The 16,830-nt window shown below is 43.3% G+C and carries 13 protein-coding genes; 5 read left to right on the top strand and 8 right to left on the bottom strand.

Annotated features, from left to right (window positions below):
* Positions 1 to 62: 62 nt before the first annotated feature.
* From FC98_RS03325 to FC98_RS03315, 3 genes are read left to right on the top strand one after another with little or no spacing between them, the layout of a single operon-like run.
* The gene (locus tag FC98_RS03325) at positions 63 to 1,289 is read left to right on the top strand and encodes an NADH:flavin oxidoreductase/NADH oxidase family protein (RefSeq protein WP_008855927.1); all 1,227 of its coding nucleotides are present in this window, start codon (positions 63 to 65) and stop codon (positions 1,287 to 1,289) included.
* A gap of 21 nt (positions 1,290 to 1,310) precedes the next feature.
* On the top strand, positions 1,311 to 2,069 hold the full coding sequence (locus tag FC98_RS03320; protein ID WP_008855926.1) for an SDR family NAD(P)-dependent oxidoreductase: 759 nt from the start codon (positions 1,311 to 1,313) through the stop codon (positions 2,067 to 2,069).
* 37 nt (positions 2,070 to 2,106) lie between these two features.
* On the top strand, positions 2,107 to 2,868 hold the full coding sequence (locus FC98_RS03315) for an SDR family NAD(P)-dependent oxidoreductase (RefSeq protein WP_054654346.1): 762 nt from the start codon (positions 2,107 to 2,109) through the stop codon (positions 2,866 to 2,868).
* A gap of 128 nt (positions 2,869 to 2,996) precedes the next feature.
* Here FC98_RS03315 and uxaC read toward each other — a convergent pair whose 3' ends face one another.
* Genes uxaC through FC98_RS03300 form a run of 3 tightly spaced genes read right to left on the bottom strand, consistent with a single transcriptional unit; the run spans position 2,997 to position 7,563 of the window.
* Positions 2,997 to 4,418 carry a glucuronate isomerase gene (gene uxaC / locus FC98_RS03310; RefSeq protein WP_054654344.1) on the bottom strand — a complete coding sequence of 474 codons (1,422 nt, stop codon included), beginning with the start codon at positions 4,416 to 4,418 and terminating at the stop codon, positions 2,997 to 2,999.
* Positions 4,419 to 4,433: 15 nt separating this feature from the next.
* Positions 4,434 to 6,059, bottom strand: coding sequence for a tagaturonate epimerase family protein (locus tag FC98_RS03305; RefSeq protein ID WP_054654342.1), 1,626 nt, complete (start codon positions 6,057 to 6,059; stop codon positions 4,434 to 4,436).
* 52 nt (positions 6,060 to 6,111) lie between these two features.
* Entirely contained in the window at positions 6,112 to 7,563 is a 1,452-nt protein-coding gene (locus tag FC98_RS03300) for a glycoside-pentoside-hexuronide (GPH):cation symporter (protein ID WP_008855920.1), read from the bottom strand.
* Between the two features lie 402 nt (positions 7,564 to 7,965).
* Here FC98_RS03300 and FC98_RS03295 point away from each other — a divergent pair, with 402 nt between their 5' ends.
* On the top strand, positions 7,966 to 8,298 hold the full coding sequence (locus tag FC98_RS03295) for a hypothetical protein (protein ID WP_008855919.1): 333 nt from the start codon (positions 7,966 to 7,968) through the stop codon (positions 8,296 to 8,298).
* 141 nt (positions 8,299 to 8,439) lie between these two features.
* Here the strand turns inward: FC98_RS03295 and FC98_RS03290 are convergent, their stop codons facing one another.
* The 3 genes from FC98_RS03290 to FC98_RS03280 all read right to left on the bottom strand — a co-directional run bounded on the left by FC98_RS03290 (position 8,440) and on the right by FC98_RS03280 (position 12,892).
* Positions 8,440 to 9,987 (bottom strand): glycoside hydrolase family 30 protein, encoded by a 1,548-nt coding sequence (locus tag FC98_RS03290; RefSeq protein ID WP_054654340.1) that lies wholly within the window; start codon positions 9,985 to 9,987, stop codon positions 8,440 to 8,442.
* Positions 9,988 to 10,115: 128 nt separating this feature from the next.
* Positions 10,116 to 11,654 carry a gluconokinase gene (gene gntK / locus FC98_RS03285; protein ID WP_056949197.1) on the bottom strand — a complete coding sequence of 513 codons (1,539 nt, stop codon included), beginning with the start codon at positions 11,652 to 11,654 and terminating at the stop codon, positions 10,116 to 10,118.
* Positions 11,655 to 11,899: 245 nt separating this feature from the next.
* A complete protein-coding gene (locus FC98_RS03280; protein ID WP_008855916.1) occupies positions 11,900 to 12,892 on the bottom strand; it encodes a D-isomer specific 2-hydroxyacid dehydrogenase family protein in 993 nt (330 codons plus the stop codon).
* A 578-nt stretch (positions 12,893 to 13,470) separates the two neighbouring features.
* Here FC98_RS03280 and FC98_RS03275 point away from each other — a divergent pair.
* Entirely contained in the window at positions 13,471 to 14,892 is a 1,422-nt protein-coding gene (locus tag FC98_RS03275) for an MFS transporter (RefSeq protein ID WP_040470998.1), read from the top strand.
* A 178-nt stretch (positions 14,893 to 15,070) separates the two neighbouring features.
* Here the strand turns inward: FC98_RS03275 and FC98_RS03270 are convergent, their stop codons facing one another.
* Together FC98_RS03270 and FC98_RS03265 are read right to left on the bottom strand one after the other, a co-directional pair.
* On the bottom strand, positions 15,071 to 16,036 hold the full coding sequence (locus FC98_RS03270; protein WP_169788685.1) for an electron transfer flavoprotein subunit alpha/FixB family protein: 966 nt from the start codon (positions 16,034 to 16,036) through the stop codon (positions 15,071 to 15,073).
* A gap of 14 nt (positions 16,037 to 16,050) precedes the next feature.
* Positions 16,051 to 16,824, bottom strand: coding sequence for an electron transfer flavoprotein subunit beta/FixA family protein (locus tag FC98_RS03265; RefSeq protein ID WP_054654334.1), 774 nt, complete (start codon positions 16,822 to 16,824; stop codon positions 16,051 to 16,053).
* Positions 16,825 to 16,830 lie beyond the last annotated feature (6 nt).

The following is a 16,830-nucleotide window of genomic DNA, read 5'->3' as shown; positions in this document are numbered from 1 at the left end:
TATAGATTAGGTGCAGCTTTCTGACCGCTTTGTCCCGTTCACTCACACAAAGGAGATCAACTATGACTCAATTAGTTTTACAACAACCGCTGACATTATCCAGCGGAACCATTATCAAAAACCGTTTTTTCAAATCTGCCATGAACGAGAACTTTGCAAAAAACGGTCATCCAAATCAACAACACGTTAACTTATACCGAACCTGGGCGAACGGAGGCGCGGGGCTCTTACTTACCGGCAACGTGATGATTGACCAACACGCATTGGGCGAACCCGGCAACGTCGTCGTGGAAGACGAACGGGATTTAGAGGTGCTCAAACAATGGGCAGAAGCGGGAACCGTTAATAACACTCAACTATGGATGCAGATTAACCACCCAGGGAAGCAATCGCCAAGAACTCTTTCAAAAGAGCCGGTTGCCCCAAGTGCTATTGGTTTTGACGGAATATATGGTCGAGCATTTAATAAGCCCCGCGCGCTTACTCAAGATGAAATCAAACAAACCATTCAACGATTTGTCAACACGGCGGCTATCGCGAAGAAAGCTGGCTTTACCGGCGTCGAAATTCATGGCGCCCATGGCTACTTAATCGACCAATTCCTGTCACCGCTCGATAATCAACGAACTGATGAGTACGGTGGCTCCCTTGAAAATCGAATGCGTTTTTTAGTCGAGATCTATCAAGGAATCCGTCAAACATTAGGTGACGATTTCCCAATTGGCTTAAAAATCAATTCTAGTGATTTCCAGCCTGGTGGATTTACTGAAGATAATTCACTTCAAGTCATTAAAAGGATGGAAAGTCTCGGCATCAATCTAATTGAAATTTCTGGTGGTAATTATGCCAGCCCTAAAATGTCAACGGGGACCTCAAAGAACAGCAACGATGCGTTCTTTATTAACTATGCCAAAAAGATCAAGGATTTAATTCACGTTCCAGTCGGTTTGACTGGTGGGTTTCGAACTCAAAGCAGCATGGAAAATGCCGTTGCGGATGGTGACACCAATATGGTTGGCATCGGCCGCCCATTAGTTCTCTTGCCAGATTTACCGAACCGCATCTTTAACGGAAGTTACGCAACTGTTAATCTGCCGTGGTTAACAACTGGGATTAAGTCGCTTGATAAAACAATTGGCCCAGCCATTGGCAACAGCTACTATGAACAGCAGATGGCCAGAATTGCAAACGACGAAAAGCCAAAGATCAGCACCAATGCCTGGTCGCCGCTTTTTTACTCACTCAGAGTTCAAGGATTGGCTGCCCTAAGTCCTAAACGAGCAAAATAAAGATTAGAAAGGATTTCGACAATGACTATTGCAATTATTAGTGGCACCACGTCCGGCTTGGGTACAGATTACGTCAAAGCGGTCCAAGACGAATGCCCTGATGTCAATGAAATCTGGATGGTTGCCAGACGACAGAACCGAATGGAGCAAATTGCTCAACAATATCCAGACATCAAATTTAATATTTTAGCACTAGACCTAGCTAAAGAAGCCTCCTGGAATAGACTCTCGGCCGAGCTCGCAGCCAAAGCCCCCGTCATTGAAGCTGTTATCAGTAATGCTGGGGTCGCGGTTGGCGGTTACGTTACTGACCAAAATATGAGTGATATTGATACTATGGTGAATCTTAATGTTCTTGGTGCAACGGCATTTATCAAGAACTGCATTCCTTACATCAAGCCCGGTGGATTTATCCTCTCGGTTTCCTCAGTGTCATCATTCATCCCCAACCCCAATTTGGATGTTTATTCCGCTACCAAAGCATACTTAAAAGATTTTGGAGTCGTCCTTCGCCAAGAACTTCAAAAACGCAAAATCAACGTTTGTACCGTCTTTCCAGGCCGGATGAAAACAGAAATGGATAAAGCCCTCCACGCTGGTCAAAACACCACGGCATTCAATATAGTGCCTAGCTTGAACGTCCCTAAGTTTGCCCACAAAACAATTCAGGCTGCTAAACATGGTCGGGCAACATACACTGGGATGTTGGTTTATAAGACATTAAGAGTCATTACTAACTTCATTCCACAATCAATTATGGTTAAATTCAGCCAAATTTAACGGCTTCATTTCATTACATTAGAAAGGACTTAAACACATGACTATTGCGATTATTACCGGATCATCAACCGGACTTGGAAAAGAATTTGTTGAAGCTGTTGTCGATACCGAACCAGACATTGATGAAATTTGGCTCATCGCCCGTCACCAAGAGGCTCTTCAAAAAGTTGCGGATTCTTATTACACTAAGAAGTTTAAAATTTTCCCACTAGATTTAACAAATCACGAGGATATCGCTAAATTCAAAGATGAAATTAATCAAGACCGTCCAACTGTGAAACTGTTGATCAACAATGCTGGCATGCTTAATAAATCATCATTTGCCCAACAAGACCCTTCGAAACAAGCCACAATGGTTCAGTTAAATGCCGAGGCACCAACCTTAATCACTCGGATTGTCTTACCATTCATGGAGCGTGGCAGTTCCATTATTAATACCTGCTCAATTACCAGCTACGCACCACTCACCCAAATGGCAATCTACGCTTCAACCAAGAGCTATCTTTACTTCTTGTCAATCTCCCTACGTCAAGAATTAAAGTCTGCAGGCATTAACGTACTGGCACTTTGCCCGGGAAACATGAAGACGGAACTCTTCTTGAAGGCAGACAATTCAAATAAAAAGAAAACAATCACTGACGCTCTGCCATTCCTAAACATGAAGAAGATGACCAGAAAAGCCATCCAACTTGCCAACGCAGGCCATGCAGTCTATACCCCTGGCTTTGTTTACAAAGGCTATCGAGTTTTGGCAAAATGGGTGCCGTATGAATTCTTCGATCGATTTGCCAAACCGTAAAGTTGATCCCCTGATCGACGAATGATTAACTGAGACTAAAACTTAAGCCAATCCGACAATCATCTCTTTTGATGACTGCTAGGTTGGCTTAGATTTTTTAGGCTAATTTTTCAGTTGACTTCGACTCATTAATCCTTCAAAAATCCAAAGTAATCATGAGCATTATTATAAGAAATATCTTGGACAATTTGACCAAGTTTTTCAATATTATTTGGCACCCGCCCCTGTTCGGCGAGTTTGCCATAGAAGTTGCACAGCACTCTTCTAAAGTATTCATGACGTGGGTAGGACAGGAAGCTTCTTGAATCTGTTAGCATCCCTACAAAGTGTGGCAATAGACTTTCCTGGGCAAAAATTCTCAGCTGATTATCCATACCTTCAGCAGTATCGTTAAACCACCAACCAGCACCCAGCTGCAGCTTTTGAACCGTACCGCCCTGGAAACAGCCCATCATGGTTGCCAGTTGCATCCAATCATTATTATTCAATGAATAAAAGATTGTCTTAGGCACGTCGTTGGTATCTTGCATCTTGGTATAGAGCTTTGTAATGTGGTCAACAATGTCAGGTTGGGTTCCCACTGCATCATAGCCCGTATCAGGCCCAATTTTATCAAACATTGGCCGGTTCAAATCCCGATTCGAATTGATATGAAACTGCATCGTCCAATTGAATTCTGTGTTTAGCTTCATTAGATTTTCTAGCAACATCGTCAAGTACTTATCGATCTCAATTTGACTCAACAGCTTGTTTTGGACACCCTTGTTGACGATCTCATTTAGTTCGTCCTCGCTGGCCTCGTTAAAGTGATAGGTCAGTAATGAATGATCTGAAAGACGACCACCCATCTCGTTGAAGAATTCAAAGCGTTGATGCAAAGCTTTGATGATATCCGCAAAACTATTGATTGGCACTTGCGACACGGCGCTCAGGGTCTTCAAGTAGTCCGCAAATCCATCTCGGTCAATTTGAATTAACTTATCCGGTCGCATAGCTGGTAACGTCTTGAAACCACTGCTAGCTTCTTCCCTCTTTAACAGTTTGTGATAGCGAAGGTTGGAAGCTGGATCATCCGTTGTGCAGACAACCTGTACGTTAGAATTCTTAATCAAGTTGCGGGGCTTAAAGGCATCGGTTTGTAATAATTCATTGGCCTTATCCCAAATTCTTGGTGCGGACTCTTCCGTTAGTTCTTCGTCAATGTGGAAGAACCGCCGTAATTCGAGATGGGTCCACTCATATAGTGGGTTGCCATATGAATTCTCAATGGTTTTAGCCCATTCAACGAACTTCTTGTATTCGTCACCATCACCAGTGATGTATTTTTCATCCACACCGTTCGCCCGCATTAGGCGCCACTTATAGTGATCCCCATAGGTGCCTTCATTGAGCCAAATTCGAGTGATGTTTGGATAGTTCTTATTTTCATAAATTTCCTGTGGGTTTAAGTGGCAGTGAAAATCAATGATTGGCATTTTAGCTGCGTAATCATGAAATAAGGTCTTTGCCGTCTCGTTTCCTAACAGAAAATCATCATTTAATAGCGTCATGCCGACTAATGCCTCCTATTTATTCGTACTTGCTTGAAGTTCTTGGTTGCTTTCCTTTGAAATGTCCGTTTTAGGTTCATGCTTCTCTTGGGCTTCCTGCTTTGTCTTAACAACGCCCTGAAGCAAGTCCAAATGTTCTGCGATATGGATATTCAAGTATCTGTCGTAAAGAGCTTGGTTCTTCAAGATGATGTTCCAGAGCTTGTCACGGTATACATAGTGGTAGTTGTGCTTCAAGTTCATGATTGATCCGTACATTGTGTGCAAGACTTGACGGGCATCATCGTTGTCTAGAAGATCCATAACGTTGTCCTTGTTCATGTCTGCTGGCTTTGGTGCAGTACCGTCAGTTTGGGCGTTAAAGACATAGAAGGCCTTTACATCGTCAAGGTTTTCATATGAGAACTTGTAGAGTTCCAGCATGAAGTCTGGGTCCTTGTGGGCCACAACCCGCAAAGCTTCCAACCAGTTAGTACCGGCAGTCTTAACGTGCCAGCCGTGTTGTTTGGATACGCGGCCGATAATTTCGTATACGGATAATTTATCTGAACCTGAGTGAATACTGAGCTTGTAGCCAAAGTGTTCTGCGATGGCTTCGTGGATGATGTATTCACGTTCAAAACGCTTAGTATCACCAATGTAGTCGATGGCTTTCTGGAATTCACCATAGAATCGAGGGGCCATTGTAACCGGGGTGATCCCACGACGGTTGAGTTCGTTAGCGAAGAAGTAGTGGTTTGGATTAGTCGTTTGATATGGGGTTTCGTCCATTGAAATTTCAAAGTCCAAGTTGTAAGGAACCACGAACTTCTCATAAATACCAGCAGCAAACAGAATAGCACCATAGAATGTCAGAACTGATTCTTCAACATCGTGCTTGGTGAATTTAACTGAACGACCATCACCAAGATCAAACGTCTTGTTCAAATAAGTATCATTAAAGTATTTGATTTGGTCTGGGTCTAGTTGATTGAACCGCTTGTCAAGTTCTGCATCGTCCAAAGTGACAATTTCATTGTTGATCTCTTCAGTACAATCCAGGGTAATCATTGAGCAGCCAATTTTAACGGCATAATCAACTTCGTATGGCGTCTTAACATGATCACCGTCAGCACCCCAACCATACGTGAAGCCTTCTTCAAAAACAGCCCATGATGCAGATTGGAAAACGTCGGTATTGGTTCGGTGCATTAAAACCAACTCACGGATTGATTGTTGTGCTAATACTGGCATAATGCCGCGGCCCTTAATTAAACGTAGATGGGCATTAGAAGCATTACCGAGTCGATCCCCTAGTCCAAAGGTGTACTTGTAATTTCGACGGGAAGTTGGCCGCATCCATTGGAACCGTTTAGCCAATGCATCATTATTGTGTTCATTAAGTTCACCAACAATCAACGTTGAATCCACATCATCTAACGAGTCAACCGCTTCAAAATCACCTGATGTCAATCGGTTTTCGTAAACGACCAATGACTTTTCAACAATCCCATCAGCATTGGTTTGGTGGAGAATGAAGTAGACGTTTCTTCGGTCTACTTGAATTGAAGGGGTATAGATCTCCTTGTTACTTAAGTTCTCATAGTTGCCATCTGCAGCCAAAATTTTTTTGACATCTGATAATAAATTAGTTAAATCCATAATAATATTCCTCCAATTTTATTTGATTCTGTTATTAATATTCTGATAACCACTATTTACCAATCTTGCCGCCTTCCCAACGACCATGATCCAAATCGTCAGCAATCTTACCGAAGCGCTCATCATCTAGCTTGTACAGGAAGCCAATGATAACAGCCGCCATTACCAAACAAATTCCTGGGTAAAGCGTCATTGCGGCTTTGATTCCGCGAAGGGCACCAGCCGTTTGATGTGCATTAGCAACATAGCCGGTTAAAGCTAAGATTCCAGCGGATACAAGGGCTGCAATGGATTGAGCAATCTTCCTAGAAAAGTTGAACGCGGCGTAAGTAATTCCTTCTTTCCGGATACCGGAACGCCATTCACCATAATCAATTGCGTTGGAAACCATTGCCCAGGTAATCCCGTTTGGAATTGCTAGCGCAGTGTAACCAATCGTGACAAGAATAACGAAGACAACGACATGATCTGGAAGCACAAAGTTCAATAGGTTGGCACACGCGCCAACAACGAAACTCACCATAGCAGTTCGTTTCTGACCAAAGTGCTTTGTTAGCATTGGAATCATGAACACCCCAACAATGGAGCAGCCCATCATAATTGCATTAATAATCGGCTGAAGACCGATGTTACCAAGGTTATACTCAGCGTAAAACACCATCATCTGGTTATTCGTGTTCATTGCTGAAATGGTGAAGATGGTCATCAAGATTAAGGCACCTAGAGGCCCGTTCTTAAAGATTACCTTGAAGTAATCCTTAAATCCTTCTTTTTGAGCACTCTTGTTTCTGTGAACGTGAACATTTTCTTTGGTACCAAGGTAGCAGACACCAAACATCAAAACACCAAATGCGGCAAAAATTGCAGCTGCCCAGAAGTAGCCAAGCCGTTGGTCACTACCACCGATTAAAACGGTCAGTGGAATAAACGCAACCCCAGCAACAAATTGTGCCCCAACGGAGCCAATTTGGCGGGTCGTTGCCATGAAACTACGATCCTGTGTATTTCGCGACATGACTGAAGCAAGTGAGCCATATGGGTCATTCGTAAACGAGTAAACCAAGCCCCAAATCATATAAGCTGCATACGCGTAGATGATTTTCTGAGTCATTGACAAGCCATCTGGCATCATAAAGGTTAAAACGGTCAAAATACCCAAGATAACCGCTGAAATCATCATAACCGGTCGGAATTTTCCCCGCTTACCAATTTTCTTTCGGTTATCAACGACCGAACCGGCGATTGGATCCATGAACGCATCAAAGATCTTGGTGAACGCAAATATGCCACCAACAACCCCAGCGCCAATTCCAATACCATCAATCCAAAACTTCGTTAAATACGCTTGTCCAAGGTCAAACATGAACCCATTTCCGAAATCTCCAAATCCATAGGCAATCTTTTGCCGAGTGGGAATCCGCTTCGAGGAATCATTCATCAATTTCTCTTTAGATTCCTTTGGATCGGAACTTTCGGCAGCGACTTTGACATCTTCGCTTTCCATAGTGCACCTCCATCAACTGATCTTCATCAACTGATCCTAATAATAGTTATTTTATTGCATACATTCATGACGTCATCAGCACTACTTTGTTAACGCTTACAAGTATAGCACACCTTAATGCACACGTGAACACCTTTCTGCTTTTTTCAATTCAGTAATCTCCACGGCAACCATAAAGCGCCAGCTAATCCGCTTTATGGCATGAGTATTTCTTAATATTTTTTTATTTATTATTTGTCAGTTGGTCAGAACCAACCGGTTATTATGTAGATATCCTTGATAGATAGCGTTTTCAATGGTGTTTCACGTTTGCATTAGCATTAAAAGGTCGGTACAATGGCATTTGACTAATAAATTTCCATTCGCCTCTGAAAATAATCATGAAAATAAAGGAGTACTTAAATGCCTGCTTTAACTTTTAGATCATCATTAGCAACTGATCAACAATTTGAAACCTATCTGAAGACCTACCTCCGTGACCACAAGGAATTAAATGGCTCATACGAAACCAACGACTATTTTAAAAACTATCAGATTCGTTGGAACAAGCGACACGGCTTAATCCTAACAACCACAACGTGTCTTAATATTTCTGCAGCCATCATCCCGTCAAATAAAACAGAGAACATTGCTGTCTCCGATCTTCGCCGGTTAATTCTCAATAAAAAGGTTTCGGATATCAATGTTACCCTAGCGGATGTTTTTGAAAATGCGTTGAGCTGTGAGCCACAGTAGCCAAATACAAGAGCAAACTAGCCACAAACGGTTAAAATCGCTTGTGGCTAGTTTGCTCTTGTATTTAGATTAAGTTATGATCCGATATTATATATGGAGATTAGAGCTACTCCGACCCCTAACCGCCTTGCGCATTCTATACTACTTTCCCGGCGCCACATCATCCGTATTATAAGGCGACGGATTCAGCTTAAAGGCATCATCCGTTGGCACACTTGACTCGTTAACAGCATGGTTTGCCTTGTGCAACGTAATCGTTCCCCATGCTGGCACCGTGACGTTCTGCCAATCGGTTCCGTGACCGCTCACGTTCACTGCAGCAGATAATGGTTTGCCTGTTGGATTATACAAATGGGCAGAAATCGAGCCATCCGACGCTTCAAAGGCAACCGATCCCAATCCACCACTAAACCCATCTGGCGTGTAGTTTGATGAACCAATAACCTTTGAGCCAACCGGAACATCCTGACCAAAGTTTCGCAGCATAAAGTATTCGAGGTTTCGTTGCACCTTGCCGGTAGTGTGATCGATCGTTACGACCCCTTCCCTACCAGTTGAATCGGCCGCGTTAGGCAAACCACGTTCATCTAGCGCCAAGTTCCACAGGGTGATCATGTTCAGGCCGTTTCGAACCAGCCAGTTACCAATAATTCCGGGCATAATATGAGATGCATTTTCGGTGGATTCTTCCATCATGCATCGCCGTTCGGTCATCACCATTTGCCAATTAGGAAAGGCTCGGTTCGCGTTAAACAGATTATCGTAAGGGCCACTGTAGGTGTGAACTGCCAGGCCATCAAACGCTGCTGCCTCTTCTGGGGTAACGTTATCAGTAATCGGTTCATTTAAAGCGCTAAAGCTATCGTCTAGGAAGTAGATTTTCGTTGCCGGAAAAGTCTTATTTAAAGCCGGTCGTAAGTATTGATAACCAAACTTAGCGATTTCTTTAGGTGTCCAAATCATAGCTGGCCAATGAGCGGCATTGGACGGCTCATTTTGGATTGTGATGCCATAAATTGGAATGCCTAATTGCTGATAGGCTTCGATGTACTTAACAAAGTAGCGGGCATAAACGGCATCAAAGGTAAAGTCTTTGCCATACCCATTGCCAGTGTACTGCCCAAACCGAAGGCGACCACCATAGGTTAAATGACCAGTATCCTTCATCCAAGCAGGTGCTGACCATGGTGATGCAATAATCTTCAAAGCGGGGTTAATTTGAAGAATTTCTTGCAATACGGGTACGATATATTTCAAATCTTTGGTCGCATCCGCAGCGCCAGGCTTTCCTTCACCGACCGAGAACTTTTCCAACTTGAAATCATGTTCACCAAACGGCACGTCATCATAGGTGTAGTAGTATTGACTTGAAAAATCGCAGGATCCTAGTGGCACCCGGACGCTGGAAAAACCGCCCTGGGCTGGATCAAATAGCTCGTGAAGTAGGGAATCCCGTTGTGTCTTGGTCATTGCTCCCCAAATCAAGGAAGCAGCCGAATCAGTGATAGCTGCTCCTTGACCTAACCAATCTTGATGACGTTCAGAAGGATCAATCACAATCTTAGCAGCGTCAGCTTTTGCATCGCCAAACTTGGGTGTTTCAATATGGTCACGCCGTTGTTTCAGGTCACCTGACGTTGCCGTCCAAAATTCGGTTGAAAAGCCATTCTCAGATTCATCATTTGTCATATCAATCAATCTCCTTTAATTTGTTAAGCGGTTACAAATCAATTAAAAATAAAATTCCAAACCGACCCAACATAGAGTTAACGTCCCTCTTATTAGTTGTTCAGTTTGGAATTATTAATCAAATCAGTTTAGTCGTTATCATCAGTAAATTCTCGTTGATAATCGGCAATGCCCTTATATTCTTTCGATAAATCTCGGCTTAATCGCAAGTATATTGGAATGAGCTTCCGATAACGCGCAAAGACTTTTTCGTTAGGCTTGTACACGGTCTCTTTTCCCATGTACTTCTTGATGTCTTCAAGATTATCTTCCATCCCCAACGCCATCTTCGCCAAAAACATCGCAGCTAGACTACCACTTTCGTAAGATTCAGGGATGATAATGTCATTCTCAAAAATATCAGCCATCATTTGGGTCCAAAGGGTTGACCTGGCAAATCCACCAGCAGCCAAAATTGCCTTGGGGTCCCCCGTAACTTCCTTCAGTGCCAATGTCACTGAATAGAGATTATACATAATTCCTTCAAGGACAGCCCGAATCATATGCGCCCGGGTGTGCTTACGGTTTAGGCCAAAGAACGATCCACGCGCGTTAGCATCCCATAGCGGCGCCCGCTCACCACCAAGGTAAGGGTGGAAAATCAAACCATCAGAGCCAGCCGGAACCGTTGCGGCAATTTTACTCAACATATCATAAGAATCAATATTCAACAGCTTAGCAGCTTCCTGCTCGCCCCCAAATAGTGAATCATGAGCCCAATTTAAGACAATCCCACCATTATTGATGGGGCCGCCAATGAGGTACTTACCCTTCATAATTGGGTAACAGTACAATCGAGCTTTGGGGTCAACCCGTGGCTTATCAACGAAGGTTCGAACAGCGGCGGAAGTGCCAATATTAATTGCCAACACACCGGTTTCAATTGCACCAACGCCAATCGTCGATAAGGCACCATCAGTGGCTCCCATGACGAAGTAAACGTCATTATCTAAGCCAATCACCTTTGCATATTCAGACTTAATTCCTTGAAATTTATCAGTCGTCTCAACTAATTCCGGGAGTTGTTCACGCTTAACGCCAACTTCTTTTAGCGCCACTTCATCCCATTTTGCCGTTTTCATATTCAGCAAACCAGTTGCGGCCGCCATTGAGATTTCTTCTTTGAGAACCCCGGTATACTTCCAAATAATGTATTCCTTGATACCAACCCAATAAGCCGCTTGATTAAAGATTGCTGGCTGTTCATTCTTAAAATAGAGTAGCTTGTAAAACGGCCCCATTGGGTGAACGGGCAACCCCGTTCGCTTATACATCTCAAACCCGCGACCGTTTTCTTTGTACTCAGCGGCATACTTGCCAGAGCGATTATCCGCCCAAGTTAACGATCGGGTCAGTGGCTTAAAGTCCTTGTCGAGCGCAATCAAACTATGCTGTTGTGCTGACCAAGAAATCGCAATCACCTTGCCGTCAGTCGCTTTAGCAGTTACCTCTTGAAGTGCCGAAACGGTGGCGTTAAAAATTTCATCTGGGTCTTCTTCAGCCATATCGGGCGTGTCTTGGTATAGTGGATACCCTTTATTTGCTTTTGCGTAAATGTGACCATCGGTATCGTACAGCAACGCCTTTGTGCTGGTAGTACCAACGTCAATTCCAATAATATAATCCATATTATAATCTCCGTTCTAATAATGGCCGATACATCAGAATATCTATCAAATATATCAGTTAATCGGCGTAACTTGCGAAACCGGGCGATTGACCGCGTTACTCGATAAGAAGTGACTGAAACAAAGCCGTTCGGAACCGGCGTATCATTTTCTGATAACCAAAATCACCTGTCTTAAGATTTATGTTGTCAGGACATACGCGCAAATCCGTGCTTTATACAGCCGCTCTTAAATTTCCCGTAACCTCAGTCGCTTAAAGTATGGGTCAACTCACGAACTGGTCGTTTGCCAGCAACAATGGCTTTAACATCACTCACACACTTTTCACCCATGCCGTGCAAGCATTCGTACGTATAAGCAGAAGTATGCGGTGTTACTAGAATTCGGTCGTTCTTCAAGAATGGATGATCAGCCTTAACTGGTTCAACTTCCATGGCATCAGCAGCGTAGCCAGACAATTGACCGGACTTAATGGCATCAAGAATCGCATCTTCTTCAACCAAAGCACCTCGGGCATTATTACAAATATAGGCACCCTTCTTGAGGTTCTTGATGGTCTTAGCATTGATCATATGCAAGCTGTTATCATCTAATGACGCATTAAGTGAAATATAATCACAGCGTTTGAGCAATGTCTCAAGGTCAACCCGTTCAACATTGTTGTTAGTGAACCATTCTGAATCTGCAGCAGGATGGGGATCGTTAACTAATACAGGACCACCAAAGATACTGAACAGTTCAGCAACCCGGCTGCCAATATTGCCACAACCGATAACCCCAAAGGTCTTGCCACTAAATTCGTTACCCATAAATTGAGCCCGGTCTTCATAACGACCAGCCCGTTCACGTTCTGAAGATGGCACAACTTGTCGAACCAAAGCCATTAAATTAGCGAGTTCATTTTCAGCAACTGAATTTCGTTCAACGGTTTGTGGGACAATTGCTACTTGCGTTCCGTGGGCCTTTGCGGCTTCGAGGTCAACGTTGTTAAACCCAATTCCGTGACGGGAAATCAATAGCAGATCATCCTTGTTGTCAAAGAACTCCTTATTAAAGAACGGGGTCACACTGGCGATAACAATGTTGAAACCAGTCAACTTTTCAGCTAATGATTTACCATCAATATCGGTTGGTAACATGAAACGCTTAACGGTTCCAATTCCCTCAAGTTCCTTCCAATGTTCGGTAAATACCTGACCAAAACTATTTGAATTAACGACTGCGATGTTGTATTCCATCTCAAATTCTCCTTTAATAAAAATTATGATGATTATTTATGTCTACACTGGTATATTAGTTCTTTAACTAGCACTTGTCAAAGCCTTTTTTACAAGATTGGTAACGGATTCATAAGTCTTTCCTATTAGGTAGGGGCTTTTATTGCTTACAAAAAGTGATATGTTAGATATTCAATTTTGTCTAAGACTACTTGTGTACAAGTTCTGTCGTAATTTAGTTCATCTAAGCCATATTTGATGTGTTTTGATTTATTAAAACGGGAATGAAAATCACATCATTATTCGCTGTATTTCATTATAGAGTGCAATATATTCAGCAGTTCCCAACGTATGTTTAATAATCACCAACTTCAATTTCTAATATACCAAAAGCAAAGAAATTAGCAAAATTATGACTTTTCTTGTTGTAAGCGGTTAATGAAAGTGCTATCATTCTATTTGTCTGATGTATCAGTTTTGGGAATGAGTAGTTGCTTGATGATTGTCCTTTGCCATTTATTCTTTTGATCATCCATGATTATTACAAGCATCTCAAAAATGACATTATTCAAAAATTATTGATTTTAGGAGTGACTAGATTGGATAAAACACAAAAAACAATTCTTGTTGACGCCCACCCATTTGGTATTAAGGATAAAATTGGGTATATGTTCGGCGATATCGGGAACAACTTCTCGTTCAACGTCGTTAATTCGTTCCTGATGATCTTTTACACCAACGTCCTTGGCTTAACCGGCGCTCAAGTTGGGGTGCTGTTTATTACCGCCCGATTCGTTGATGCCTTCGCTGACATCACCGTTGGTCGATTGGTTGATAATAGTAAGCTTCATAAGATTGGTCGTTTCAAACCATGGATCAACCGAATGAAGTATCCACTGTTAATTGCCCTAGTTCTGCTATTCGTTCCAATCGTTAAAGACTGGGCGCTGGGTGCTCGATTAGTTTACGTCTTCGTTACCTACCTGGCATGGGGCATTTTCTACTCATCCGTTAATATCCCTTATGGCTCAATGGCCTCCGCTATCAGCAGCAGTCCTAACGATAAAACCTCGTTATCAACTTTCCGGGCCATGGGTTCTGCTTTAGGTAGTGCCATTACCAGTTACATCATTCCAATGTTCATGTACGTTGGCGCTTCCCAAAAGATCTCTGGTAACCGTTTCTTCTGGGTGGTTGTTGTCTGTGCCATCCTCGGCTATGGCTGTTATGAACTAACAACCCACCTCACCACTGAACGGGTCCGAACTGAAAAAAGTGAAAAGGTACCAATGGGCCGTTTAGTTAAAGGAATGCTTGAAAACAAAGCTTTGATTATTCTGGTCATTGTCGATTTAATCTTAGTCGTCAACCAAAATCTTTCTGGTACATTGATTTCATACTTATTTAATGACTACTTCCAAAACAAAGGCGCCATGTCACTTGCTCTCATTGTTAACTTTGCGACCGTTCTGTTACTTGCCCCATTCAGTAACTGGATGACGCAACGATTTGGACGAAAGGAAAGTACCGTTACGGCACTAATTTTTGGTGCTGCAATGTACGCGATCTTACTGGTATCCCACACGCACAGTGCTATTTTCTATCTGGTAATGTTATTCCTTGGTTCCCTTGGTGCCGGTGTCTTTAACCTAATGGTTTGGGCGTTCATTACCGACGTGATTGATAACCATGAAGTCCTTACCGGTGTTCGTGAAGACGGCATTGTTTACGGTGTTAATTCCTTCGCCCGTAAAGTTGCCCAGGCCATTGCCGGTGGTTTCGGTGGGTTCATGTTGACTTTCATCGGTTATGTATCTTCCACAAATGGTGGGGTTCACCAGACAGCCGCCGTTGTGAACCGAATTTACAGTTTGGCAACTGGCGTCCCAACAGCTTGCCTAACCCTGGCAGCTTTAGTATTAATTTTCCTTTACCCATTGAATAAAAAACGGGTATTAGCAAACGCTGCAAAGCTCGAAAAAATTCATACCCAAAATACTGAGGATGAAGAAGCTAAATAACTTCTAAATCATCTTGATACCAAAAATCCAGGAACCCTTCACCGTTATGCGATGAAGGGTTCCTGGATTTTTAAGGTTTGCCTGATTTTCAATAAATTGTGTTTGGCGAAACCGAGACTAACGATTACGGATAGCCAACGTTTTAACCGTTGGCCCTGGAATCAACGTAATTAACGTATTACCTCACTTGTCCCAACATCGCCGTCAGAAATTCCGTTGCATCACCAACATAGGCAAAATCAGACTGGGCAAATATCGGTGCATCTTTATCTGTATTTACTGAGACCACTTTCTTGGCATTTTTAATTCCTACGGCGTACTGTACAGCTCCCGAAATTCCCAGGTTAATTAGCAAGTCTGGGGCAATCGTATTGCCACTTTGCCCAATTTGATCATCGTGACCAAATTCCGGTTTATCAGTTAACGGTCGCGAAACGCCCACCATACCACCTAATTTGGCAGCTAGCTGGTTTGCCAATTTAACGTTCTTTTCACTATAAGCACCCCGGCCAAGCGCAATTACCGTCTTTGCATCACTGATATTAGCGGAACTATTAATGATTGGCTTAGTTGATAGGATACTGGCAGCCTCTTCCTTATGAAACTCAAAGATTGGCTTTTCAATTTTGGTTGTTGCTGAAGAATCCTGCACCGCCCGAAACGTGTTTGGCCGGACCGTTGCCATTTGCGGCCGTCGGTCCGGGCAAACAATGTCACACATAATATTGTCGCCATAGGTTGGTTTTACTTGAACAAGTAAAGTATCTTTAAAGTAAATATCCAGACAATCACCAGTCAGCCCTGTCTGGAGCTTGGCTTGTAATCTTGGTGCAATTGACCGGCCCAGAATCGTCGCTGGAAACAGCAATGTATTTGGCCGCTGCTTATCCATTACTTGGAATAGCGCATCTGAAACTTCTTCATCGGTTGCCTCCGCAAATCGATCATCAACTAGGATTTCGATTTTATCGGGCCCATACTGGCTAACGATGGTTTCTGCCTGAACCGTTGTTGCTTCTGGAATAACCGCCACAACTGGTCGGCCATCAGCAATTGCCTTCGCTTTGGTAATTAGCTGGAGGCTCGTTGGTTCGATTCGGCTGCCGCTCAATTCTACATATACCCAAATTTCATTATTATCCACTATTTTCACTCCCATCAGTTTAACTTATTAAGTAATTCCACTACAGCTTGAGTGGGGTCCGTAGGCAAAGTCGTTGTTTGCCGCCCCTTTTTCTCCGGCGCATAAACGCTCGTAACCTTGGTTGGTGACCCAGCCTGGCCAATTTGTTCAGGATCCAGGTTAAGGTCGGTTTCTGACCAAACGGTAACTGCTTTGTCGAAGCTTTGTTTGATGTTAACTGGTGTTTCGTAACGGGGCCGATTAAGCTCGCTTCTTACCGTGATAACCGCTGGCGTTGTGACCTTAATGTCCTGAATAACCGTATCCAGCTGACGCTTTGCAATAATTGTATTCGCTGATTCCAGACTAATTGATTCGGCAAACGTGACCTGTGGCAATCCCAAATACGCCGCCACGATTGGGCCAACTTGACCGGTATCGGCATCAACTGATTGCCGGCCCAATAGGACTAAGTCAACATCGCCAATCGCTTCAATGGCTTTTGCCAACGTGTAGCCAGTTGCCAACGTATCGGCCCCACCAAGTGCGCGGGAACTAACAAGAACAGCCTGATCCGCGTCCATAGCAAGGCCATCGCGCAAAGAGGTCACGTAACTATCGGGTCCCATGCTAAGCAGAATCACTTCACCACCTGCTTGCGCCCTCAACCGCAAAGCCGCCTCAATTGCATTCTTATCAAACGGATTGATAACCCCTTGAATTCCGGATCTGATTAAATTATTCGTTTGGGGATCAATCTTGACTGAATCAGCTTGTGGTACCTGTTTAATTCCAACAACAATTTTCATTTTGAT

The sequence above is a fragment of the Lentilactobacillus kisonensis DSM 19906 = JCM 15041 genome (genome assembly GCF_001434135.1).
Taxonomy (GTDB): domain Bacteria; phylum Bacillota; class Bacilli; order Lactobacillales; family Lactobacillaceae; genus Lentilactobacillus; species Lentilactobacillus kisonensis.
This window is presented reverse-complemented; position numbering and strand designations above follow the sequence as displayed.